Below are 21171 nucleotides of genomic sequence, written 5' to 3' on the forward strand. Positions count from 1 at the left end.
GCGCGGCGCCCTCCAGCATTTTTTGCTTTCCAAGAGATTCACACCATGACATCGAGCATTCGCACACCCCGCACCCTCAGCAAGCCGGCGGCCGCCGCCCTGCTGCTGGCGGCACTCGGCGCAGCCGCCTTTGCGCAGGACAAGGCCGCTGCGCCTGCAGTGCCCGCGGCAGCCGTCGATCCCGACTTCGTGCCCGGCACCCCGGACATCAAGGATCCCTGGCTCGCCAAATGGCTGGCCGCCACGCCCGACCGCACGCCCAAGGACCTGAAGGCGGGTGTCGACTACGGCATGAACCCCAAGACCGGCGAGTTCGTCTGGCCCAAGGCCACGCCGGAAGTGCACAAGGGCCAGAAATTCCCCGGCATGCTGGACCACTGGGACAAGACCACGTTCACCAGGAACGTCAAGGTGCTGGCGTTCTATGAGGGCGTCGGCTCGCCCTTCCATGCCTGGAACAACATCATCGACTTCGACGGCAAGCGCTATCTGTACATCCACGACCGCGACTACCTGCGGATCATGGACGTGACCGATCCGGCGAACGCCAAGGTGGTGTTCTCCAAGGGCGCGGTCTGGGGTCCGAAGGGGCCGAGCGAGCGCTGGAACGCAGCGACCGTGACCGACTACCTGGGCGGCGCGACCATCGCCTGGAGCAAGAAGCTCAACAAGCCGGTGATGGTGGCCTCGTACGAGATCGGTCGCTATGGCCTGATGAACGAGAAGATGAAGGAGCCCGAGAAGGTGGCGGCGCAGCGCAGCTACAGCTCGCTCAAGGGTTTCAAGGTCTACGAGATGAATGGCCCGCTGCCGGGAGACTGGAAGCTGATCGCCACGCGCACCACCGACTACCAGCATCCCGATGCACCGATCGGGCAGCAGCAGGGCTCGGGCTCGCTCGACTCGCCCGAGTACTACGGCGGCAAGTACATGATCCTTGCGGCGGCGCCCAACGACAGCTATGCGCTTACCGAGTATCCGAACTATCTGTACTCGCCGGGCTACCAGGTCTGGGACATGTCGGATCCGGCCGATCCGAAGTTCGTCTCGCAGGTGACCGTGCCCGGCCAGGTGGTGGACGACAAGGACAGCATCTTCGCGTACCTGCAGAACCCGCGCGCCGGCAACCGCGCATCGTGGATGGGTGCGCGCATTCCGATGTTCCTGCCCAAGCCGCTCGAGGACGGCGGCAAGGTCGGCTTCGGCGCCATGGGCGGCCTGGGGCTGTGGTCGTTCGACATGAGCGATCCGGCCCATCCGAAGATCCTTGGCAACGTGAACACGCCGCCATCGTTTGCCGGCACCGAGTACGACAACGCCGACGTGAGCCAGTACGAGCGCACGGGCTATGTGTTCACCAGCGGCTATCCGATGAACCGCGACTGCTATGAGCCCTACAAGGACATCTTCGTGGTGAACGCGAAGGATCCGGCCCGGATGAAGGTGGCGACCACGCTGCCACGTCCCAAGCCACCGGAAGGCGCGCCCTACACCGACTTCTGCCAGCGCGGCGGCAACTTCGGGCCCAAGCGCTCCAATGCCATCGGGCAGCCTGGCGGCTGGCGCCAGAACATCATTCCGTATTCGTTCTACAACGCCGGCGTGCAGATGTTCGACGTGAGCAATCCGGCGGAGCCGAAGATCGCGGGCTACTTCGTGCCGCCGCTGGCGGACCAGACCCAGCTGCCAGGCTATACGCTGGGCAAGGGCGTGCTCGCGATGTACACGGAATACGACCGCAACATCATGTGGGCCTTCACCGAAAACGGCGCCTACGCACTGTCGTCGCCGCTGCTGGGCGAGCCCCTGACGGGCCTGCCGAAGAAGCCATGGCCCGCGCGCTGACGGGATGACATCGATGGTTCCACCGCTGCCGGCTCCGCAGGCAGTGGCGGAATGATGGGCTTGAGCCGCACCGACCTGGGTCGTGCGGCTCTTTTTTTGGGGCGAATGCCCTGGAAGAGGACGTAAATGAGGTGAAACCCCCAGACATTAGTGCCTTGATTTGTTATTGAATCCCAAATACTTGTTTGGTATACCAATAAGTTGTTTTGTGTTCTTTATTTCAAATCAAGGGAAAACATGAAAAAACTCACCACGAGCAGACGCGGCTGGCCGCGAGTGGCGGCGCTGTGCGCCGCGGCGCCGGCCCTGGCATGGGCGCAGGCAGGCGGCGGAGACTCCGTCACCATCTATGGTTTTCTGAAGGCCGACGTGGAGCATGTCCGGGCCAGCGGAGGGGGCGCTCCCTCGCTGTCGACCAACCGGCTGTCCAACAACCTGTCGGTGCTGGGGTTCCGTGCCAAGGAGGACCTGGGCGGCGGCACGTCGGTGTGGGCGCAGTTCGAGACCAATGCGCGGGTGGACAACGGCGAGGGCCCCTGGGGCGGCCGCAACACGGCCATCGGATTGTCGACCCGTGCGGGGCAGGTCGTCATGGGGCAGTGGGAGGCACCGCTGCGCTTTGTCTCGGTCTATGCGATCGACCCATTCACCGCGGGCATCTTTGCGTCCAATTCCATCATGGGCAATGGCTTTGCCACCGGTGCGAATGCCGTATCGCCGACCTCCTTCGATCGCCGGCAGCCCAATCTGCTGCAGTATTGGTCGCCCAACCTGAATGGCTTCGAATTTCGGCTGGCCTATGCCATGCCGGAGGAGCGTACCGCGGACAGGAACCCGAGCATGTTCGGCGGGCTGGTGACCTACAAGAACGGCCCCCTGTATGCGGCCTGGGGTTACGAGCAGCATCGCTCGTACTTCTACGGCGGCAGCAACGACGATGCGCACCGCATCGCTGCGGCCTACTCGTTCGGCGCCACCCGGCTGCGCGGCAGCTTCGAGCGCCTGAGCTACGAGCCCGAACGCGGCCAGAGCCTGACCCGCAACGCCTGGCAGATCGCCGTGACGCACCAGATCACGCCGCAGCATGAGGTGATGGCGTCGTACGTGCGTGCGCAATCGCCGCGCGGCAATACCACCAAGGCGCTGGGCGGCATCGGCATTCCGGGCACGGATGCGGATGCGAGCCAGGTGTCGCTGGGCTACGTGTACCGCATGTCCAAGCGCACCGACCTGTGGGCGGCCTATACGAAGATCACGAACGGCGCCACGTCGAACTACAACCTGTCGGCCAATTCGATCGCGGGCATGAAGCCGGGGCAGGATCCATCGGGCATCGGCCTGGGCATCACGCACAGGTTCTGACGACTGTACGGGGGTTGCGCAACGAGGCGCGCAGCCCCGGGGAGCGGCACGAGAGCGGATGGCCGGGGTCGGCTTGAGCGCTGCACCGACAGCACGGCCGTGCAGAACCTGTTATTTTCGAGTCCATGCCGATTCGTTCACCGCTCCGATCCCCGTCGCTCTGCGCTTTCCTTGCGGCCCTGGCCTGTGCCGGTGCTGCGCCCTGCCTTGCCGCAAAAACCGGCGCCTTCGAAGTGACCGAAACCAAGTCCGCCATCGGCAACCGGCCCGCCAAGCCCCCGCGCACCAAGAACCGCTGCTTCGAGAAGGAACAGGTGGACAAGGATGGATTCCTGTATCCCGACCAGTTGCTCTCCCAGCACTTCAAGCAGTGCCGCGTGCGCAGCAGCCAACTGGTGAACAAGAACCGCAAGGAGTGGTCCGTGCAATGCGGCGGCATGCTGACCGCAGAGGCTTACCAGGTCAACACGGGTGCCAACTTCCAGCTGCACATTGATGCCAGGTTGCTGGGCGGAGCCATGAAGCAGACGATCGATTATTCCGCCAAGGCGCTCAAGCGTGCCTGCACCGAAGACGACAGCCGGCTGGATTGAGTCTTTGGGGGTTCCCGGGTGTTCTGGGTTTTTATGGAATGCCGTGTCGAATGGGGTCGCGTGACGAATGGACGTTGAGCGTTTGCTGTGAGAGTCTTCGTTTGGAGGTGCTGATATGGCCCCTCATACTTTGTTGCAAAGGCTTGCCGTACCCAAAGTACTGTCTGCACCTTTGCGTCGCGTCTGAGGGGCCATCTCAGCATTGAGGTGGCCAGTTCATACGGGGCGCGCGCTGCTCAGGCTGTTGTTTGGAAAGCCTCTGCTTGTCCCGACAATGCGCGATGAACCATAAAAAAACCGCGCAGGGCATGCGCGGTTTTTGGAAGAGCCGGGTGGATTACGCGAACAGGCGCTTTTCCAGGGCTTGCTTGATCTCCAGCATTTCCTTGGGCAGCTTGTATGCCAGCTTGTCGAAGTGCTCGGTGTGCAGCTTCATCTCCTCGGTCCAGGCGGCCTTGTCGATGCTGGTCACGCTCTCGAACTGCTCGGGTGTGAAGTCCACGCCGGTCCAGTTGATTTCAGCGTAGGTCGGAGCCACGCCGAATGCGGTTTCCCGGCCTTCGGCCTTGCCTTCGATGCGATCGAGCATCCACTTCAGCACGCGCATGTTCTCGCCGTAGCCGGGCCAGACGAACTTGCCTTCGGCGTTCTTGCGGAACCAGTTGGTGGTGTAGATGCGGGGCAGGGGAGCCTGGCCGATCTTCTCGATCTTGGCGCCCATGTCCAGCCAATGCTGGAAGTACTCGGCCATGTTGTAGCCCATGAACGGCAGCATCGCGAACGGATCGCGGCGCACCACGCCCTGTGCGCCGAAGGCGGCAGCGGTGGTTTCGGAGCCCATGGTCGCGGCCATGTACACGCCTTCGTTCCAGTCGCGCGCCTCGGTGACCAGCGGCACGGTGGTGGAGCGGCGGCCGCCGAAGATGATGGCGTCGATCTTCACGCCCTTGGGGTCGTCCCAGGCGTCGTCGAGGGCCGGGTTATTGGTGGCGGCCACGGTGAAGCGGGCATTGGGGTGGGCGGCCTTGGCGCCGGTTTCCTTGGCGATCTGCGGCGTCCAGTCCTTGCCCTGCCAGTCGATCAGGTGATCGGGCAGCTTGCCGTCGTGGTCCTTTTCCATGCCTTCCCACCAGACGTCGCCGTCATCGGTCAGCGCGACGTTCGTGAAGATCACGTTCTTGTCCAGGCTGGCCATGCAGTTGGGGTTGGTATGGTAGTTCGTGCCCGGAGCCACACCGAAGTAGCCGGCCTCGGGGTTGATCGCGCGCAGGCTGCCGTCGGCCTGGGGCTTGATCCAGGCAATGTCGTCGCCGATGGTCGTGACCTTCCAGCCGTCGAACGCGGCGGGAGGAACCAGCATCGAGAAATTGGTCTTGCCGCAGGCGCTCGGGAAAGCGGCTGCCACGTGCGACTTCTTGCCTTCGGGGTTGGTGACGCCCAGGATCAGCATGTGCTCGGCCAGCCAGCCCTGTTCGCGGCCCATGGTCGAGGCGATGCGCAGCGCCAGGCACTTCTTGCCCAGCAGCGCGTTGCCGCCGTAGCCCGAGCCGAACGACCAGATCTCGCGTGTTTCGGGATAGTGGACGATGTACTTGGTCTTGTTGCAGGGCCAGCTCGTGGTGTCCTTCTCGCCGGCCTGCAGAGGGGCGCCGATGGTGTGCACGCAGGGAACGAAGTCGCCGTCGGTGCCGATCACGTCGTACACGGCCTTGCCCATGCGCGTCATGATCTTCATGTTCACGGCCACGTAGGCGCTGTCGGAGAGCTCTACGCCCACATGGGCGATCGGCGAGCCCAGCGGGCCCATCGAGAACGGCACCACGTACATCGTGCGGCCGGCCATGCAGCCGTCGAACAGCGGGTTCAGCGTGGCGCGCATCTCGGCCGGATCCATCCAGTTGTTGGTGGGGCCGGCGTCTTCCTTGCGGGCGGAGCAGATGTAGGTGCGGTCTTCCACGCGCGCCACGTCGGAGGGGTCGGACCACGCGAGGTAGCTGCCTGGGCGCTTGGCGGGATTGAGCTTCTTGAAGGTGCCGGCGTCAACGAGCTGCTGGCACAGGGCCTCGTATTCCTGCTGCGAGCCGTCGCACCAGTGGATCTTCGCGGGCTTGCACAGGGCGGCCATCTCGGCGACCCAGGCGATCAGCTTGGCGTTCTTGACGTATGCGGGTGCCTGAATCTCCAGGCCTTGCATGGCGGGTGCGTTCATTGAAAAGCTTCCTAATGATGAAAAACGATTTTTTCAAAGGAAGCGCTGATTGCGCAGACCACTGCATCACCGGGCGGAGCGTCAAACAAGGCGCGTGTCCGAAAAGTCTGCTGAGCACTGCCTTTGAAAAAACGGCTTGTCGCTCCGTCGGCGGTGGCGCATGGTGTCTGGCGTTGGCGTTCAATCGCTCAAAAACATTGATGCGTGCGTCGGCTGGAATGTCGATTTTATGAACCCGTCTTCCATTTGTCTTGTTTTTCGTCAGGAAAACTATGCAAACGATGCATGAGGTTATGCGTTATGCTGTGGAGGTGATTTCTTTCCGGGCAAAAAAAAACCCCGGCCACAAGACCGGGGTTGGCGGGTGCCGGAGCGCGAGTCAGGCCATGTGCACGGCGATGAACGCCAGCAGGAACATCATCAGCGCGCCCACCACCGGCAGCACCACGGGAATGACGGGCACCACGGTTTCGGTGACGTCCTGCGCGTGGGCGGCCTCGACGTCGGCGCGGTTGGGGGCAATGTGGTCGTGATCGTGGGCCATGGGTGTCTCCTCGTGCAGTTCCGTGAAATGACGGTGATGGCGGCAGCGGGTCGGGCGCGAGCGCCTGCCTTGCCTGGTGGATAGCTATCCCGCGAGTTTAAGCCAATGGCGCGGATTTGGGCATCCGGTGGGGCGCGGTGGCGGGAAAGTCCCGAGGTCCGGCGCCCGGCGGCGCCTCCCCGCGGGATCACATCAGGTCGGCTTCCATTCCGGCGGCGCGCAGTTGCTCCAGCACCTGCTGCACATGTTCCCTGCCGCGGGTCTGCAGGACCAGTTCGATCTCCACGTTCTGCGCGGCCAGCAGGGTGAAGGCGCGCTGGTGGTGGACTTCATCGATGTTCGCTCCCGCCTGGGCGACGGTGGCGGTGATGCGCGCGAGTACGCCGGGAACGTCGCGGGCGCTGACCTTGATGCGCGCCAGGCGCCCCGAGCGCACCATGCCGCGCTCGATGATGGCGGCGAGCAGCAGCGGGTCGATGTTGCCGCCACTGAGCACCAGGCCCACTTTCTTGCCCTTGAAGCGCTCCGGATAGCGTAGCAGCGCCGCAAGGCCTGCCGCGCCTGCACCCTCGACCAGGGTCTTCTCGATTTCGAGCAGCATCAGCACGGCCTGCTCGATGTCGCCCTCCTGGACGATGAGCAGGTCATCCGCGAGGCGCGCGATGATTTCCTGGGTGATCCGGCCCGGGCTCGCCACGGCGATGCCCTCGGCGATCGTCGATGTGCCCTGTTCGTGGGTCGTGCCCTTGACCGCGTTCACCATCGACGGGAAGCGTGCGGTCTGCACGCCGATCAGCTCGATGGATGGCTTGAGGGCCTTGGCCGCCGTGGCCATGCCCGCGAGCAGGCCGCCGCCGCCGATGGCGATGACGAGGGTGTCCAGATCGGGCTGCTCGGCCAGCATCTCGAGGGCGATGGTGCCCTGCCCGGCGGCGATCTGCTCGTCGTCATAGGGGTGGACGAAGGTCAGCTTGCGCTCGTCGGCCAGCTGGTAGGCATGGGAGCGCGCTTCCTCGAGCGTGTCGCCGTGCAGCACCACTTCGGCGCCGAAGCCGCGCGTGCGCTCCACCTTCACGCCGGGCGTGAAGCGCGGCATGACGATCACGGCCTTCATGCCCAGGCGCTGCGCATGGTAGGCCACGCCCTGCGCATGGTTGCCCGCGCTCATCGCGATCACGCCATGCGCACGCTCCTCGGGCGAGAGCTGGCCGAGCTTGTTGCACGCGCCACGTTCCTTGAACGAGGCGGTGAACTGCAGGTTCTCGAACTTGAGAAACACCTGCGCGCCGACGATCTGCGAGAGCGTCTTGGATTCGACGCAGGGGGTGTCGAGCACCTGGCCGCCGAGGCGGCCGGCGGCGTCTTGGATGTCTTGGAGCTGAAGCATGATGGACGTGGATTGTGACGCAGCACGCCATGGGCCGCGTGACAAGACGACATGGCCGGCATTGGTTTTCCCGCGGGAGGGTGTTCCTGTTGTTCCTGTGTCAGGCAGGCAGGGCGCGCGCGAGCAGGGCGTCCACATCGATGCCCCGCACGTCGATGGCGCCCACCACCCCGCTCTGTCCTGTGGGGCTGGCCAGCCGCGTGGCGATGAACGCATCGGCCACGAATGCCGGCGCGTGCCGCTTGAGCAGGCAGGCCTGCGCCACCAGCACCAGGCGCTGCACGAGCAGGCGTGCAAGTGCCTCGAGCTGGTCGGGGGGCGTGGCGAACAGCGAGCGCAGCTCGTGCAGCGCCTTGGCGATGCGAGGTTCGTCGAGCGCGGCATTGCTGAAGTCGGCATGCAGCAGCTCCAGCGCATCGCGCTCGCGCGAGAGCGCGCGCAGCACGTCGAGGCACATCACATTGCCGGAGCCTTCCCAGATCGAGTTCACGGGGGCCTCGCGGAACAGGCGCGCGACGATGCTCTCGTTCACGTAACCGTTGCCTCCGAAGACCTCCATCGCTTCTCCGGTCAGCTCCACTCCGCGCTTGCAGACCCAGAACTTGGCTGCCGGCGTCATCACGCGCTTCCAGGCGCTGGCAAGAGGGTCCGGGGCGGCGGAGTCGTCATCTTCATAGGCCTGCGCGAGCCGCATCGCGAGCTGCAGCGCGGCCTCGCTCTCCAGGGCCAGGTCGGCCAGTACCGAGCGCATCAACGGCTGCTCGGCCAGCGGCCTGCCGAAGGCCGAGCGCCTGCGCGCATAGGCGATGGCCTGTACCAGGGCCGAGCGCAGGATCGCCGCGCTGCCCACCACGCAATTGAGCCGCGTGTAGGTCGCCATCTCGATGATGGTGGGGATGCCGCGCCCTTCCTCGCCGATCAGGATGCCGCTGGCGGCGACGAACTTCACCTCGCTGCTGGAGTTGCTGCGGTTGCCCACCTTGTCTTTCAGGCGCTCGACATGAACGCCGTTGCGCGTGCCGTCGTCCCGCCAGCGCGGGACGAAGAAGCAGCCGAGCGGGCCGTCCTCATGCTCGATGCGGGCAACGACCAGATGCGCATCGCTCATGGGGGCGGAATAGAACCACTTGTGGCCATCGATGCGGTACTCCGCGCCGCGTCCGCCCGTGCCCACGGCGCGGGCCAGCGTGGTGTTGGCGCGTACGTCGGAGCCGCCCTGTTTCTCGGTCATGCCCATGCCGATGAAGAGGCTTCTCTTCTCGGCGAGCGGCACGTCGCGCGCGTCGTACTCATGGCTGAGCAGCTTGTTGCCGAGGGCGTTCCAGAGCGCCGGCTCGCGCTGCAGCAGCGGAATGCTGGCCTGCGTCATCGTCGAGGGGCAGAGCGTGCCCTGCTCGACCTGGCCGTGCAGGTAGAAGCCGGCGGCCCATGCGGTCCAGCGGCCCCGCTTCTGCCTGTCCTCGAACGGCAGCGAAACCAGCCCGTGCTCGCGGTACATGCCGAGCAGCGCATGCCAGGCAGGATGGAATTCCACGCTGTTGATGCGCCGGCCCCGGGAGTCGAAGCCGTGCAGTTCGGGCGTGTGGCGGTTGGCCAGTTCCGCGAGCTCGAAGCTCTGCGGGTTGCCCAGTTGCTGGGCATAGTTGGACAGTTGGGGGTCGGCCCAGGCCGCGCCGGCGCGCCTCAGCGACTCCTGCAGTGCGGGATCGGTGGCCAGCAGGTTGTAGCCGGTCCAGTCGGGGAACTGGTTGGGGGCTTCCGCGGTGGGGCGTGTGGACATGTCGGGCCTCGCTCGTTCGTCGCTGCGTGAACGAGCAGTTTAGGCCGAGGCTCCCGGCTCATCCATTCTGGATTTCGCCGACTTGCACATCCCCGCCGTGGATCGGGCGATGCCCGGTACCAGAGGCGCCCCGTCATGCCCGCGGGAAGCGCAGGATGAACCGCGTGCCGCCACGTGGCGACGGGATGGATCGCACCGTGCCGCCCTGCGACTCCGTGAGCGCACGCACGATGGACAGGCCCAGCCCAGAGCCCTCGCGCTTGCGCTTGCCGGGCGCCATGGCAAAGCGCTGGAAGGGGTGGTTTCTGAGCTCCTGCGGCAGGCCGGGACCGGCATCGCTGATCCCGAGCTGCACCCAGGCTTCGCCGTTCTCGTCGATCAGCGACTGCACGTCCACGCCCAGCCACCGGCCCTGGACCGCATGCCGCATGGCGTTGCTCACCAGGTTGGCGATGATCTGCCGCATGCGGTCGGGATCGGCGCGTATGTCGCTCTCGGCCTCGTCCACGGGCAGCGTGAGCTCCAGTTCCATGCCGGCCTGCTGCAGCTGCGGCTGCAGGTGCGACAGGGCCTCGCCCAGCAGTGCGCAGAGGCACAGCCGCTGCTTCTTCAGCGAGAGCTGGCCGGCCTCGGCGATGGACAGCGTGTGCAGGTCGTCCACGAGGCGCCCCAGGTGTTCTGCCTGCGCGAGCAGCGCGCGGAATTCCGCCTCATCGGCCACGATCACGCCGTCGCAGACGGCATGCAGGCGAGCCTTGAGCACGGTGAGCGGCGTGCGCAGCTCATGGGAGATGGAGGCTGCCGTGGCACGCCGCTCGGCCTCGAGTTCGTCGAGCGAGTCGATCATGTTGTTGAAGGTGTGCACGACTTCGCCCATCTCGCCATGCGCGCCGGTGGCAACGGCGCGCGCCGAGAAGTCGCCTTGTTCCACGCGCTTGGCCACCTCGACGATGGAGGCGAGCGGGCGCGTCACGTAGCGCGACACCCAGAACCCGACGGTCAGCCCGAATGGCAGGCACACGATGAGGCCGATGAGAAGCGACATCTGCTCGCCGAACAGCGTGTCTCCGCGCCAGTACTGGCCGTAGATCTGCATGGCGCGGGGGCTGTCTTCCAGATCGTTGGCGTTGAGTTCGTCGAGCTCCACGCGCACCTCGTCGGGCAGCGTCTTGTAGAACTGGTAGTACTGCACGCTCGAGAAGGCCCAGGCGCAAAAGGACAGCAGCGCGATGGTGCTCAGGACCGTGCCGGCAATCCACAGCCCGAATCGGACCCAGATGCGGTTCAGCCGTCGGGCCATAGGCGGTATCCGATGCCACGCACGGTGTCGATCAGGTTCTCCTGACCGGCAAGCTGCAGCTTGCGGCGCAGCTTGGAGAGGTGCGAGTCGATCACGCGCTCCAGCGCGTCGCTCTCGGGCAGGCAGTGCTCGATCAGATGCAGGCGGGAAAAGCACCGGCGCGGCTGGGAGGCGAGCAGTGCCAGCAGGCGGAATTCGGTGAGTGTCAGCGGGAGCGGTTGGGCCTGGCCCTCTGCGTCGTAGACCACGGCGCTGTGGGCCTCGGAGTCGATTTCAAGCGCACCCACGCGGATCGGCGCGGCCATCGGCATGGGGCGGGCCTGGGTGCGCCGCAGCACGGCGCGCACGCGCGCCACCACCTCGGCCGGATTGAAGGGCTTGACGACATAGTCGTCGGCACCCAGGCGCAGCGCCACCAGCTTGTCCACATCGTCGGCCATGGCGGTGACCATGATCACCGGCGTCTGGCCCTGGTCGCGGATGGCGCGCAGCACGTCGATGCCGTCCATGCCGGGCAGGTGGATGTCGAGCAGCACCAGGTCGGGATGGAACTGGCGAAACGCCTGGACGGCCTCCGGGCCGTCATGCGCGGTCAGGGTGCGCAGGCCGTCGCGCTCCAGGTAGGCATGGAGGATGGTGGCGATGCCGGGCTCGTCCTCGACGACAAGGATCTGCGGGGCCGCTGGAGATGCGTGGTTCATGTTCATGACAGGCGGTCGGGGCAAGGCGCGAATCGCACATCGCTCATCGCATATCGCACTGCAATGGCCGTGCGGACGTTCGCTCCCCCGGGCCATTATGAACGCGGGAGCCGGTTTGCACGCGTCTCCATATTTCCTCCATCAATCGTCCAAGCTCGCGCAAGCTTGGGGCGCTCCAATGCCATCAACCCCCTGTGTTTTCGGCCTCTTTCTGCCGGCGCATCGACATGGGCGCGCGCCAGGCTGCCTTCTTCTCCAGAGTGAAAATCGCCTCTTCGTTTTGTATCGTGACGAGTCTCGGCCTGACGGCACTGCTGGCGGGGTGCGCGAACGTGCCCGCGCCGGAACTCGACCGTTCCGTCCCGGCCGCCTGGATCGAGCAGGGAGGCCGTGCCCCTGCACCGGGCGGCGACGATGTCACACCACAGAATGCACAGCGCGCGGCACAACTTACCGCGGCCGACCTGCAGACCTGGTGGAAGCGCTGGAAGGATCCGGAGCTCGACGCGCTGGTGGACCGTGCCCTGGCGCAGAACCTCGATCTTGCGCAGGCCATGGGAAGGCTCCGGCAGCAGCGCAGGCTGATGGGTGTCGCCGAGGCCAGCTTCCAGCCCGAAGTGAGCGGTGGCGTGCGCACCCTGCAGGACGTGGCCGCCGTTGATTCGTACTTCCATGCCAGCATCGACGTCACCTGGGACCTGGGCCTGTTCGGCGCGCGCGAGGCCACACGCGCCGCGGCACGCGGCGAGCTGCTGAGCGCAGAGGCACAGTGGCGGGGCGCGCGCATCAATCTGGTGGCCGATACCGTGCGCCGCTATCTCGACATCCGCATCGCGCAGCACCAGCGGGTCCTGCTGCGCGAGCGCATCGGACTCGAGCAGCGTGCGGTGCGGCTGAGCGAAGTGCGGCTTGCGCAACAGATCGACGGCGCGGACGCTGTGCACCAGGCACGCATGCAGTTGCAGCAAAGCCGCGGCCAGCTCATCGACATCACGGAGCAGCAGCGCCGCGCCGCGCACGCGCTCGCCGTGCTGCTGGGCCAGCCGTCACCCGATCCCGCATGGCTGTCCGAGAGTGCCGATGCCCGCCTGCCCGATCCGCAGCACTTCGAGCTGCAGGTGCTGCCCGCCGACCTGTTGCGCACGCGGCCCGACATCGAGACGGCCGAGGCGGCCGTGCAGCGGGCCGCGGGGACGCTCGGGCTGTCGCGCTCGGCCCTGTACCCGCGCTTCCAGCTCACGGGCTCGCTGCTGTATTCCTACAACCTCACGCGCAACCGGCGCACCACGTTCGACCAGATGCCGCTCATCGGGCCGGCGATCGACATTCCGCTGTTCGACTGGAGTCGCAGGCGCTCGCAGGCGGATGCCGACGAGGCGGCCCTGCAGGTGGCGGTCGCGGCCTACCGCCAGAGCATCCTGGAAGGCATTGCCGATGTGGAGGGCGCGCTGACGGGCCTGAACGCGCAGCGCGAGCGCATGGCCGCCCTGCGGGAGGCCGAGGCGCTGATCCAGGCGCGCGACGGGCAACTGGCGCGGCGCCAGCAGCTGGGCCTGTCGAGCGACCATGCGCGGCTGGCCGAACAGCGCGCCCGGCTGTCCAATCTCGCCGACCAGAACGTGGCCCGTGGCGCGCAGGCGCTGTCGTACGTCGCGCTGTTCAAGGCGCTGGGCGGTGCGCCCTTGCCGGCGGAGTCCGGCGAGGGGGCTATGCCGTGATCGCACTCGCACGCAAGACACTGGCCTACGAATGGCGCCGTTTCGTGCCGTCGGTGTTCGCTGTCGGATTCGCGGGCGTGCTGCTGGTAATGCAGGCGGCGCTGGTGCTGGGCATCTTCAGCACGGCGGCCATCTACGTGAGCGCCACGTCGGCCGACCTGTGGATCGGCTACCCCGGAACGCAGAGCGTGAATTTCGGCCGCAACATCGGGCCGGACGTGGAAATGCGCCTGCGCATGGACGCGGACATCGCCGCCGTGGAGCCCTACGTGTGGGTCGATGGCGACTGGCGCGCCAGGAGCGCGGTCGCGCAGGCCGTGGGCGGGGTGTCGATCTATCTGTCGGGCATTTCCACCGCCTCCGACGCGATGATGTTCGACCGTGTGCTCGCTCCCTGGCAGCGCCGGCTGCTGCGCGAGCCGGGGGCGGTGATCGTCGACCGTGCGGATCTGCCCACGCTCGCATCGGCCGAAGGCGGTGCGGCCTGGATCAACAACCATCCCGTGCGCATCGTCGCGGCGGTGGACGGCCTGCGCGGCCTGGGTGGCGTGAACGTGATCGCTTCGCTGGAGAGCGCGCGCGAAATTTCCGAGCAATCCGCCAGCCACGGCAGCACCTACCTCGTCGCACGCGTGCGCAAGGGGGCCGACGTGGAGGCCGTGGGTGCACGCCTCAATCGCGGCGGCGCGAGCTTCGGCCCGCACGAGGCGTGGACTGCGCAGGCCTTCGCGCACCGCTCGCAGCTCTACTGGATGTTCGACACGGGCGCGGGCGCGGGGGTGCTGTTCATGGCCATCGTCGTGTGTCTCGTGGGGGCCGTGGTCACCAGCCAGTCGCTGAAGACGGTCGTGACCGGATCGGCGCGCGAGTATGCCGTGCTCAATGCCCTGGGCGTGAGCCGGGGTGCGCTGGGCCGGGTGGTTGTCGAGCAGGCGCTCTGGATCGGTGGGTTGGGTCTGCTGCTGGCCGCGCTGGCCAGCCTGGGGCTGATGTCGGTGGCGCGCGTATACCGCGTGCCGGTGGCGCTCAACGGGCAGGCCATGCTGGGCTGCGCGGTGCTGATCGCCGTGCTCGCGCTGCTCTCGGGCATCGGCGCAATGCGCGGCCTGCTGCGGGCCGATCCGGCCACGCTGCTGAGGTGATCGCGGCATGAACATGACGATGGAGCCATCTGTGGCGGTCGCTCTTCCGGAACGGGACGCTTCCGCCCGGCCCAGCCTGCAGGCGATGGAGCTCACGAAATCCTACCTCTCGGGCGTGGTGCGCGTGCAGGTGCTGCAAGGCCTCAGCGTGGCGCTGTACGCGGGCGAGCTGTCGCTGATCTCAGGCCCCTCGGGCTGCGGCAAGAGCACGCTGCTGTCGCTGATGTCGGGCCTGCTCACGCCCGACCGTGGCAAGGCCTTTGCACTGGGAGAAGACCTGGGGCGCATGAGCGTGCGTGAACTCGAGCGCTTTCGCCTCGCCCATACCGGCTTCGTGTTCCAGGGCTTCAACCTGTTTCCCGCCCTGACGGCGCTGGAGCAGGTACAGCTGCCGCTCGGCTACATGGGCATCCGCGCGTCGGAGACGCAGCGGCGTGCGCAGCAGGCGCTGGACGAGGTCGGCCTGTCGCATCGTGCGCACATGCGGCCGGCCGAGCTCTCAGGAGGTGAAAAGCAGCGCGTGGCGATCGCCCGCGCGATGGCCAAGCAGCCGCAACTGCTGTTCGCCGACGAACCCACCAGCGCGCTGGATGCCGAGAGCGGCCAGCGCGTGATCGACATCCTGCACCGCGCGGCGCGCGCGCATGGCACGACGGTGCTGTGCGTGAGCCATGACCCGCGCCTGGTGCGTCACGCGGACCGCGTGCTCGGCATGGAGGACGGGGCCATCCGCAGCGACTGGCGCCAGAACTCGCCGCTCGAGAGCGCTCAAGGAAACGACTCATGAAACCAACCCCGCGTCTGTCATCGGCCGGCTTTGCAGGGGCTGCCCTGGCTGCTGTGCTGCTGGCCGGCTGTTCGCCATCGGGCGGCGACGCCTTGTCCTCGCCCGCCCATGCCGCCGTCGCGGCCCCGGCCCAGAGCGGCCCGGCTGCCGTTGCGCGCGGCAAGATCGAAGTGGACGGAGGCCTGCTCGAACTGGGCCCCGGCGTCGAAGGTACCGTGCAGCAGTTGCCGGTCAAGGAGGGCCAGAGTGTGCAGCGCGGCCAGCTGCTGCTGCGCATGGCGGACGATGCCTCGCGCGCCGACCTGTCCGTGGCTGAGTCGGAGTGGCGGCTTGCCCAGGTGCGCCAGAAGGCCAAGGCGGCCCGGCTGCCGCAGCTCAAGGCCATGCTCGCGCGCTGGCAGACGGCGGCGCGCGAAGGCGCGGCCGATGCGCACAGCGTGGAGGAGGCCGCGCAGCAGCTGCGCGATGCGCAGTCCGAGGCCGAGGTGGCACAGGCCGAGGTACAGGTGGCACAGGCCAAGGTGGAGCAGCTGCGTGCCCTGCGCAAGCGCCTCGAGGTGCATGCCCCGGAGGGCGGAACCATCGTGCGCGTGCGCACCCATGTGGGCAGCCAGGCCGCACCGGCGCATCCGGTGATCATCTTGCTGCCGGGCAGGCCGCTCGTCGTGCGGGCGGAGCTCAACGAAAGCTTTGCCAACGCCGTGCGCGAGGGCATGCGTGCGACCGTGGTGTTCGACGGCGATGCGGGCGGCTCCGTGCCAGCCCTGCCGCAGGCGAAGGTGCTGCGCATCAGCCCGGTCTTCGGCGCTGCGCACCTGCAGGACGACGTGCAGCGCGGCCCCGTGCGCGTCATCGAATGCGTGCTGGCCTTCGACCAGCCGCCGGCCGGAGCCCGCGTGGGCCAGAACGTGAGGGTGACCTTCCATGAATGACCGAATTGAATTTCTTGCCGCGCACACCGGCTGGATGGTGCAGTCCGACTTTGACGGCACCATCAGCGTGCTCGACGTCACCGACACGCTGCTCACGCGCTTCGGCATGCCCGGTTGGGTGGAGCTCGAGGAGCAATGGGAGCGCGGCGAGATCGGTTCGCGCGAATGCATGAAGGGACAGGTGGCGTTGCTCGACATGAGCGAGGACGAGCTGCGCGCGCACCTGGACACCATCGAGATCGATCCCGGCTTTGCGGGCTTCGTCGACACCGCGCGTGCCCACGGCATCCAGGTGCAGGTGGTGAGCGACGGCATCGGCTATGCGATCCGCCATGTACTGCAGCGCCACGGCCTGGGGCATCTCGATGTGGTCGCCAATCGACTCGTGCAGGTGGACGGGCGCCGCTGGCGCCTCGAATCCCCCTGGGCCAGCGCACGCTGCCAGCGCGCCAGCGGCAATTGCAAGTGCGAGCGGCTGGCCGAGCAGCAGGGGCTGCATGGACGCGTGCTTTACGTGGGCGACAGCACCTCGGACTTCTGCGTCTCGCACAAGGCCGACTTCGTGCTCGCGAAGTACAAGCTGATCGCGCATTGCGAGCAGCACGGCATTGCGCACGCTCCATTCGAGACCTTCGTCGAGGCCACGGGCCTGCTCGAAAAGGTGGCCCTGGGGCTGGAGGTTCTGGCATGAACGCCGCCGACGGTTTCCACGCAATGCAGCAGCAAAGCGACGAACATGCCGCGCTGTCTGCGCTTTGCCTCACGGACAATGAGTTCGTGATGCCCGGCTCCGGTCCTGCAGCGCGTACCGGCGTGCTGCTGGTGCATGGCCTCACAGGGACGCCGGCGGAGATGCGCGTACTGGGCAAGGGGCTTAATCGCCAGGGCTTCACGGTGTATGCGGTGCAGCTTGCCGGCCATTGCGGCAGCATGGATGATCTGGTGGGAACGCGCTGGCAGGACTGGCTCGCGAGCGTTGAGTCGGCACTGGAGCGATTCTCGGCCCATGTCGATCGGGTTGTGGTCGGCGGCCTGTCGATGGGCGCGTTGCTCTCGCTCGCGGTTGCCGAGAAGCGCGCCGACAAGGTGGCCGGCGTGTGTGCCCTGTCCACCACCTTCCGCTACGACGGATGGAGCATTCCAGGCTACACCAGGCTCGCGTTCCTGCTGCCGCTGTTCCGCTGGCTCGGCATCGGTCGCAAGAGCGTGTTCATGGAGGCGCCGCCCTACGGCATCAAGGACGAAGCGCTGCGCGCACGCATCGCCCTGCAGATGCACAGCGGCGACAGCGCGGCGGCCGGGCTGCCGGGCAATCCATGGTGGTCCATCATCGAACTGCGTGCGCTCTCGGCGCACGTGCAGTCGCACCTGGGGGATGTGCGGGCCCCGTGCCTGGTGATCCATGCGAACGAAGACGACATCTCCTCGGTCTCCAATGCGTACGACATCGCGCGCGGCGCGGTCAACGCCCAGGTGGAACTGGTGCTGCTGGACAACTGTTATCACATGATCACCATCGACCGCGAGCGCCGTACCGTCATCGCGCGCATCAACGATTTCCTCGCGCGCATTGCCTCGGTGCATGCATCGGAGCCGCCAAGCCATGGGCAGTGAGCTCTCGCCGCTGGTCATCACGCTGTGGGTGCTCAACATTCTGGTGGACAGCGGCGGGCAGCTTGCCTTCAAGGCCGCTGCGAGCCAGCCGCCGCATGAGCTTGACGGTGTGGCGCGCTGGCGCTTCATGCTCGGCAAGCCATGGCTGTGGATCGGCATGGGCTGCTACGTGGCGGAGTTCGTGTTCTGGCTCGCGTTCCTGTCGCTCGTACCGTTGTCCGACGGCGTGCTGCTGGGCTCCATCAACATCGTGGCGATCATGATCGCGGGCCGCATCCTGTTCAAGGAACGGCTTGCGCCGCTGCGCGTCGCGGGCATCTTGCTGGTCTCCATCGGTGTTGCCGTCGTGGGGCTCGCGGGATGAGCAGGCGCTTCTACCTCATCGGTTTCCTGGTGCTCATGGCGTTCGACACGCTGGCCCAGCTCAGCTTCAAGCAGGCCGGCAATGCGGCGTTGCCGCTGGAGCTCTCGCCCGCATGGCTGGCGCGCGTGTTCGGCCAGCCCTGGATCTACGGCGCCTTCGTCGGCTATATCGGGGCGTTCTTTACGTGGATGAGCCTGCTCAAACGCGCGCCCATCGGCCCGGCGTTCGCGGCCTCGCACCTGGAGATCATCTCGGTGCTCGCGTTGTCGCACTATCTCTTCGGCGAGGACATCGGCTGGCCGCAGATCGTGGGCTGCCTGTTCATCATCGCGGGCATCATCTGCCTGGCGCTCAGCGAGACCGAAGAGCCGGGTGAAGAGCACCCCAGCGGCACGGCCGGTGCCGCGCGCATCGTCGACAATGCGTGAATGCAAGTTGCACGCATCACCGTACCTCCTACCGCGGGCCTTCCGCTTCGCCTGGGCGACCTGCTGCCATGGGGCGACGCGAACTTCGACGACGCGCTGGCCGCATGGCTTCAGGTGCCCGAGGTTCAGCTTGAATGTTCGGGCACCTCGGCGCTCATGGTGGCGCTGCGCACGCTGCACAAGCTTGCTCCCGCGCGGCGCGAGGTCATCATGCCGGCGTACACCTGCCCGCTGGTGGCGATGGCGATCTCCCAATGCGGCCTGCAGGCGCGCCTGTGCGACCTGAGCCCTGACGCGCTCGACATGGATGAGTCCATGCTGCGGGGCCTGTGCAGCGAGCACACGCTGGCCATCGTGCCCACCCACTTGGGCGGCCGTGTGGCGGATGTGCGCGTGGCGCTGCATTTCGCGCGGCTTGTGGGCGCCTATGTGATCGAGGATGCGGCACAGGCTCTTGGCGCGCGTGTGAATGGCCAGTCCGTGGGCATGCAGGGCGACGTCGGCCTGTTCAGCCTTGCGGTCGGCAAGGGGCTCACCACCTATGAGGGCGGCGTATTGGTCGCACGCGAGGCCGGCATGCGCAGCAGCCTGCGGGCCATGCACGGCCGCACGGTGGGCTTCAGCTTCGGATGGGAGCTGCTGCGCAGCGCGGAACTGCTCGGCTATGCGGCCGTGTATCGGCCCGCGACGCTCGACTGGGCGTACGGGGCGTCGCTTCGCAGGAGCCTGGCCGAAGACGACTGGATTGCCGCTGCGGGCGATGATTTCGACGCTTTCATTCCGCGGCACACGCTGGGAACCTGGCGCCGGCGCGTGGCGGTGCGTGCGCTCAAGCGGCTCTCGCCGCACCTGCAGGAGGCTCAGACGCGGGCGCAGGGGCGCATGATGCGGCTGGCACAGATTCCCGGTATCGAGGTGGTGCGCGACCCCGCGCCCGAGGCGCAAGGTACCTGGCCCGTGATTCTGCTGCGCATGCCCGACCGTGCCTCGCGCGACGTGCTGATGCGTGCGCACTGGGCATCGAACCTGGGGCTGTCGCTGCCATTCGTGAACATCGTCTCCGACTACGTGCGCTATGCGCCCCTGCTCGGCAGCGGCGTGCTCGACAGCGTGATGGTGGCACGCGACTGGGCGCAACGCCTCGTGGCCGTGAGCAACAGCGAATGGCTCACCGATGCGCAGTTTGATCGACTATGTGCGCATATCGCGGAGACAGTCGCTCGCGCGCCTTGAGCGCTGCCTCACGCGGTGCCACATAGTTGCGCGTGAGCGGCACGGCTTCCTGGTTGCGCACGAGCTGCACCTGGAAGACGGCGATGTCCTGGTAGCGGAACGCGGTCTCCGACATCGACAGGTAGAACTCCCACATCCTGCAGAAACGCTCGTCATACAGCAACCGGGCTTCTTCGCGCCGCGCGAGGAAGCGCTCGCGCCAGATGCGCAGCGTGCTGGCGTAATGCAGGCGCAGCACCTCGATGTCGCTCACCAGCAGGCCCGAGCGCTCGATGGCGGGCGTGAACTCCGACATCGATGGCAGGTTGCCGCCGGGGAAGATGTAGCGTTCGATCCACGGGTTGTTGAATGCGGGCTCCTCGAAGTTGCCGATGAAGTGCAGCAGCATCACGCCGTCCTCGGCCAGCAGCTCGAAGCATTGCTGGAAGAAGGCGTCGTGAAAGCGAGAACCCACGTGCTCGAACATGCCCACGCTCACGATGCGGTCGAAAGGCCCCCGGGTGTCCCGGTAGTCTTCGAGCGCGTATTCCAGGCGGTCGGCGACCGGCGTCTGCAATGCGCGCCGCCGGGCACCTTCGAGCTGCTCGGTGGACAGCGTCACGCCCTTCACGTGCCCCGCCTCGCCGATCTCGGCCAGGTAGCGTGCCATGCCGCCCCAGCCGCAACCGATGTCGAGCACGCGCTGGCCTGGCGCCAGCAGCAGCTTGGCGGCGATGTGGCGCTTCTTGGCGAGCTGCGCGGCTTCGAGGCTCTCGTTGCCGTTCTCGAAATAGGCGCAGGAATACTGCCGGTCCTCGTCCAGGAACAGCTGGTAGAGCCGGTCGTCCAGATCGTAGTGATGGGCCACGTTCGCACGCGACTTGCCGCGCAGGTTGTTCTGCCAGAGGGGGATGAGCTTCATGCGCACGGCATCGAGAAACTGCACCATCCTGCTGTCGGGAACCTGCCTGGCGTGGCGCAGCACGAGTTCGAGCACATCGTAGACCGAGCCCTGTTCGACGACGATGCGCTCCTGCATGTACATCTCCCCAAAGTTCAGGTCCGGGTCGCGCAGCAGATGGATCACCGCGCGCTGGTCGGTGAAGCGGATGCGGGCCTGCGGCAGGCCCTGGTCACCGAATGCAAGCACCTTGCCGGCGGGAGTCACGACATCGAGTCGACCGGTTTTCACCAACGGCTCGAAAGCGCGCTGCAGCAGGCCGTCGGTCAGTGCATCGAACATGGCAGAAACT

At 66.6% G+C, this 21171-nt stretch carries 20 protein-coding genes; 13 read left to right on the forward strand and 7 right to left on the reverse strand.

Annotated elements, in window-relative coordinates:
- Positions 1-45 precede the first annotated feature (45 nt).
- The 3 genes from H9K76_RS22975 (at position 46) to H9K76_RS22985 (ending at position 3800) form a co-directional block, all read left to right on the forward strand.
- Positions 46-1845 (forward strand): LVIVD repeat-containing protein, encoded by a 1800-nt coding sequence (locus H9K76_RS22975; RefSeq protein ID WP_187597544.1) that lies wholly within the window; start codon positions 46-48, stop codon positions 1843-1845.
- A 237-nt stretch (positions 1846-2082) separates the two neighbouring features.
- A complete protein-coding gene (locus H9K76_RS22980; RefSeq protein WP_187597545.1) occupies positions 2083-3207 on the forward strand; it encodes a porin in 1125 nt (374 codons plus the stop codon).
- 233 nt (positions 3208-3440) lie between these two features.
- Complete coding sequence (locus tag H9K76_RS22985; protein WP_187597546.1) at positions 3441-3800, forward strand: hypothetical protein; 360 nt, start codon at positions 3441-3443, stop codon at positions 3798-3800.
- A gap of 337 nt (positions 3801-4137) precedes the next feature.
- Here the strand turns inward: H9K76_RS22985 and H9K76_RS22990 are convergent, their stop codons facing one another.
- The gene (locus H9K76_RS22990; RefSeq protein ID WP_187597547.1) at positions 4138-6009 is read right to left on the reverse strand and encodes a phosphoenolpyruvate carboxykinase (GTP); all 1872 of its coding nucleotides are present in this window, start codon (positions 6007-6009) and stop codon (positions 4138-4140) included.
- 14 nt (positions 6010-6023) lie between these two features.
- Here H9K76_RS22990 and H9K76_RS22995 point away from each other — a divergent pair, with 14 nt between their 5' ends.
- Positions 6024-6242 (forward strand): hypothetical protein, encoded by a 219-nt coding sequence (locus H9K76_RS22995; RefSeq protein ID WP_187597548.1) that lies wholly within the window; start codon positions 6024-6026, stop codon positions 6240-6242.
- Positions 6243-6388: 146 nt separating this feature from the next.
- Here the strand turns inward: H9K76_RS22995 and H9K76_RS23000 are convergent, their stop codons facing one another.
- From H9K76_RS23000 to H9K76_RS23020, 5 genes are all read right to left on the reverse strand, one after another.
- A complete protein-coding gene (locus H9K76_RS23000; protein ID WP_187597549.1) occupies positions 6389-6553 on the reverse strand; it encodes a hypothetical protein in 165 nt (54 codons plus the stop codon).
- Positions 6554-6740: 187 nt separating this feature from the next.
- On the reverse strand, positions 6741-7940 hold the full coding sequence (locus tag H9K76_RS23005; RefSeq protein ID WP_246475206.1) for a threonine ammonia-lyase: 1200 nt from the start codon (positions 7938-7940) through the stop codon (positions 6741-6743).
- A gap of 100 nt (positions 7941-8040) precedes the next feature.
- A complete protein-coding gene (locus H9K76_RS23010; RefSeq protein WP_187597551.1) occupies positions 8041-9720 on the reverse strand; it encodes an acyl-CoA dehydrogenase family protein in 1680 nt (559 codons plus the stop codon).
- Positions 9721-9853: 133 nt separating this feature from the next.
- Entirely contained in the window at positions 9854-11020 is a 1167-nt protein-coding gene (locus H9K76_RS23015) for a sensor histidine kinase (RefSeq protein ID WP_187597552.1), read from the reverse strand.
- Entirely contained in the window at positions 11005-11727 is a 723-nt protein-coding gene (locus tag H9K76_RS23020) for a response regulator (protein WP_187597553.1), read from the reverse strand. Before H9K76_RS23020 ends, H9K76_RS23015 begins: the two co-directional genes overlap by 16 nt.
- Positions 11728-12008: 281 nt before the next feature.
- Between H9K76_RS23020 and H9K76_RS23025 the strand changes: the two genes are divergently transcribed.
- From H9K76_RS23025 to H9K76_RS23065, 9 genes are read left to right on the forward strand one after another with little or no spacing between them, the layout of a single operon-like run.
- Positions 12009-13439, forward strand: coding sequence for an efflux transporter outer membrane subunit (locus H9K76_RS23025; protein ID WP_246475207.1), 1431 nt, complete (start codon positions 12009-12011; stop codon positions 13437-13439).
- Complete coding sequence (locus H9K76_RS23030; RefSeq protein WP_187597554.1) at positions 13436-14581, forward strand: FtsX-like permease family protein; 1146 nt, start codon at positions 13436-13438, stop codon at positions 14579-14581. Before H9K76_RS23025 ends, H9K76_RS23030 begins: the two co-directional genes overlap by 4 nt.
- A 13-nt stretch (positions 14582-14594) precedes the next feature.
- Entirely contained in the window at positions 14595-15368 is a 774-nt protein-coding gene (locus tag H9K76_RS23035; protein ID WP_343066359.1) for an ABC transporter ATP-binding protein, read from the forward strand.
- A complete protein-coding gene (locus H9K76_RS23040; RefSeq protein ID WP_187597555.1) occupies positions 15365-16300 on the forward strand; it encodes an efflux RND transporter periplasmic adaptor subunit in 936 nt (311 codons plus the stop codon). The genes H9K76_RS23035 and H9K76_RS23040 overlap by 4 nt, the downstream gene beginning before the upstream one ends.
- Complete coding sequence (locus H9K76_RS23045; protein WP_246475209.1) at positions 16293-16991, forward strand: MtnX-like HAD-IB family phosphatase; 699 nt, start codon at positions 16293-16295, stop codon at positions 16989-16991. Before H9K76_RS23040 ends, H9K76_RS23045 begins: the two co-directional genes overlap by 8 nt.
- Positions 16988-17914, forward strand: a complete 927-nt coding sequence (locus H9K76_RS23050) for an alpha/beta hydrolase (RefSeq protein ID WP_187597556.1) — start codon at positions 16988-16990, stop codon at positions 17912-17914. Before H9K76_RS23045 ends, H9K76_RS23050 begins: the two co-directional genes overlap by 4 nt.
- Complete coding sequence (locus tag H9K76_RS23055; RefSeq protein WP_187597557.1) at positions 17904-18278, forward strand: DMT family transporter; 375 nt, start codon at positions 17904-17906, stop codon at positions 18276-18278. The genes H9K76_RS23050 and H9K76_RS23055 overlap by 11 nt, the downstream gene beginning before the upstream one ends.
- A complete protein-coding gene (locus tag H9K76_RS23060) occupies positions 18275-18706 on the forward strand; it encodes a DMT family transporter (protein WP_187597558.1) in 432 nt (143 codons plus the stop codon). Before H9K76_RS23055 ends, H9K76_RS23060 begins: the two co-directional genes overlap by 4 nt.
- Positions 18707-19939: a DegT/DnrJ/EryC1/StrS family aminotransferase gene (locus tag H9K76_RS23065; RefSeq protein WP_187597559.1), complete on the forward strand. Its 1233-nt coding sequence runs from the start codon at positions 18707-18709 to the stop codon at positions 19937-19939.
- Here the strand turns inward: H9K76_RS23065 and H9K76_RS23070 are convergent.
- The gene (locus H9K76_RS23070) at positions 19875-21161 is read right to left on the reverse strand and encodes an SAM-dependent methyltransferase (RefSeq protein WP_187597560.1); all 1287 of its coding nucleotides are present in this window, start codon (positions 21159-21161) and stop codon (positions 19875-19877) included. The two genes, H9K76_RS23065 and H9K76_RS23070, sit on opposite strands and share 65 nt — an antisense overlap.
- Positions 21162-21171: the final 10 nt, after the last annotated feature.

It is taken from the genome of Diaphorobacter ruginosibacter, from assembly GCF_014395975.1.
Classification (GTDB): domain Bacteria; phylum Pseudomonadota; class Gammaproteobacteria; order Burkholderiales; family Burkholderiaceae_C; genus Diaphorobacter_A; species Diaphorobacter_A ruginosibacter.

What these genes read in the sequence shown, in the direction of transcription:
- H9K76_RS23005 (WP_246475206.1), bottom strand. Translation starts at nt 7,940, where the DNA reads ATGCTTCAGCTCCAAGACATCCAAGACGCCGCCGGCCGCCTCGGCGGC.
- H9K76_RS23065 (WP_187597559.1), top strand. Translation starts at nt 18,707, where the DNA reads ATGCAAGTTGCACGCATCACCGTACCTCCTACCGCGGGCCTTCCGCTT.
- H9K76_RS23035 (WP_343066359.1), top strand. Translation starts at nt 14,595, where the DNA reads ATGACGATGGAGCCATCTGTGGCGGTCGCTCTTCCGGAACGGGACGCT.
- H9K76_RS23045 (WP_246475209.1), top strand. Translation starts at nt 16,293, where the DNA reads ATGAATGACCGAATTGAATTTCTTGCCGCGCACACCGGCTGGATGGTG.
- H9K76_RS23000 (WP_187597549.1), bottom strand. Translation starts at nt 6,553, where the DNA reads ATGGCCCACGATCACGACCACATTGCCCCCAACCGCGCCGACGTCGAG.
- H9K76_RS23015 (WP_187597552.1), bottom strand. Translation starts at nt 11,020, where the DNA reads ATGGCCCGACGGCTGAACCGCATCTGGGTCCGATTCGGGCTGTGGATT.
- H9K76_RS23020 (WP_187597553.1), bottom strand. Translation starts at nt 11,727, where the DNA reads ATGAACATGAACCACGCATCTCCAGCGGCCCCGCAGATCCTTGTCGTC.
- H9K76_RS22975 (WP_187597544.1), top strand. Translation starts at nt 46, where the DNA reads ATGACATCGAGCATTCGCACACCCCGCACCCTCAGCAAGCCGGCGGCC.
- H9K76_RS23055 (WP_187597557.1), top strand. Translation starts at nt 17,904, where the DNA reads ATGGGCAGTGAGCTCTCGCCGCTGGTCATCACGCTGTGGGTGCTCAAC.
- H9K76_RS23010 (WP_187597551.1), bottom strand. Translation starts at nt 9,720, where the DNA reads ATGTCCACACGCCCCACCGCGGAAGCCCCCAACCAGTTCCCCGACTGG.
- H9K76_RS22990 (WP_187597547.1), bottom strand. Translation starts at nt 6,009, where the DNA reads ATGAACGCACCCGCCATGCAAGGCCTGGAGATTCAGGCACCCGCATAC.
- H9K76_RS22995 (WP_187597548.1), top strand. Translation starts at nt 6,024, where the DNA reads ATGATGAAAAACGATTTTTTCAAAGGAAGCGCTGATTGCGCAGACCAC.
- H9K76_RS23070 (WP_187597560.1), bottom strand. Translation starts at nt 21,161, where the DNA reads ATGTTCGATGCACTGACCGACGGCCTGCTGCAGCGCGCTTTCGAGCCG.
- H9K76_RS22980 (WP_187597545.1), top strand. Translation starts at nt 2,083, where the DNA reads ATGAAAAAACTCACCACGAGCAGACGCGGCTGGCCGCGAGTGGCGGCG.
- H9K76_RS23050 (WP_187597556.1), top strand. Translation starts at nt 16,988, where the DNA reads ATGAACGCCGCCGACGGTTTCCACGCAATGCAGCAGCAAAGCGACGAA.
- H9K76_RS23040 (WP_187597555.1), top strand. Translation starts at nt 15,365, where the DNA reads ATGAAACCAACCCCGCGTCTGTCATCGGCCGGCTTTGCAGGGGCTGCC.
- H9K76_RS23060 (WP_187597558.1), top strand. Translation starts at nt 18,275, where the DNA reads ATGAGCAGGCGCTTCTACCTCATCGGTTTCCTGGTGCTCATGGCGTTC.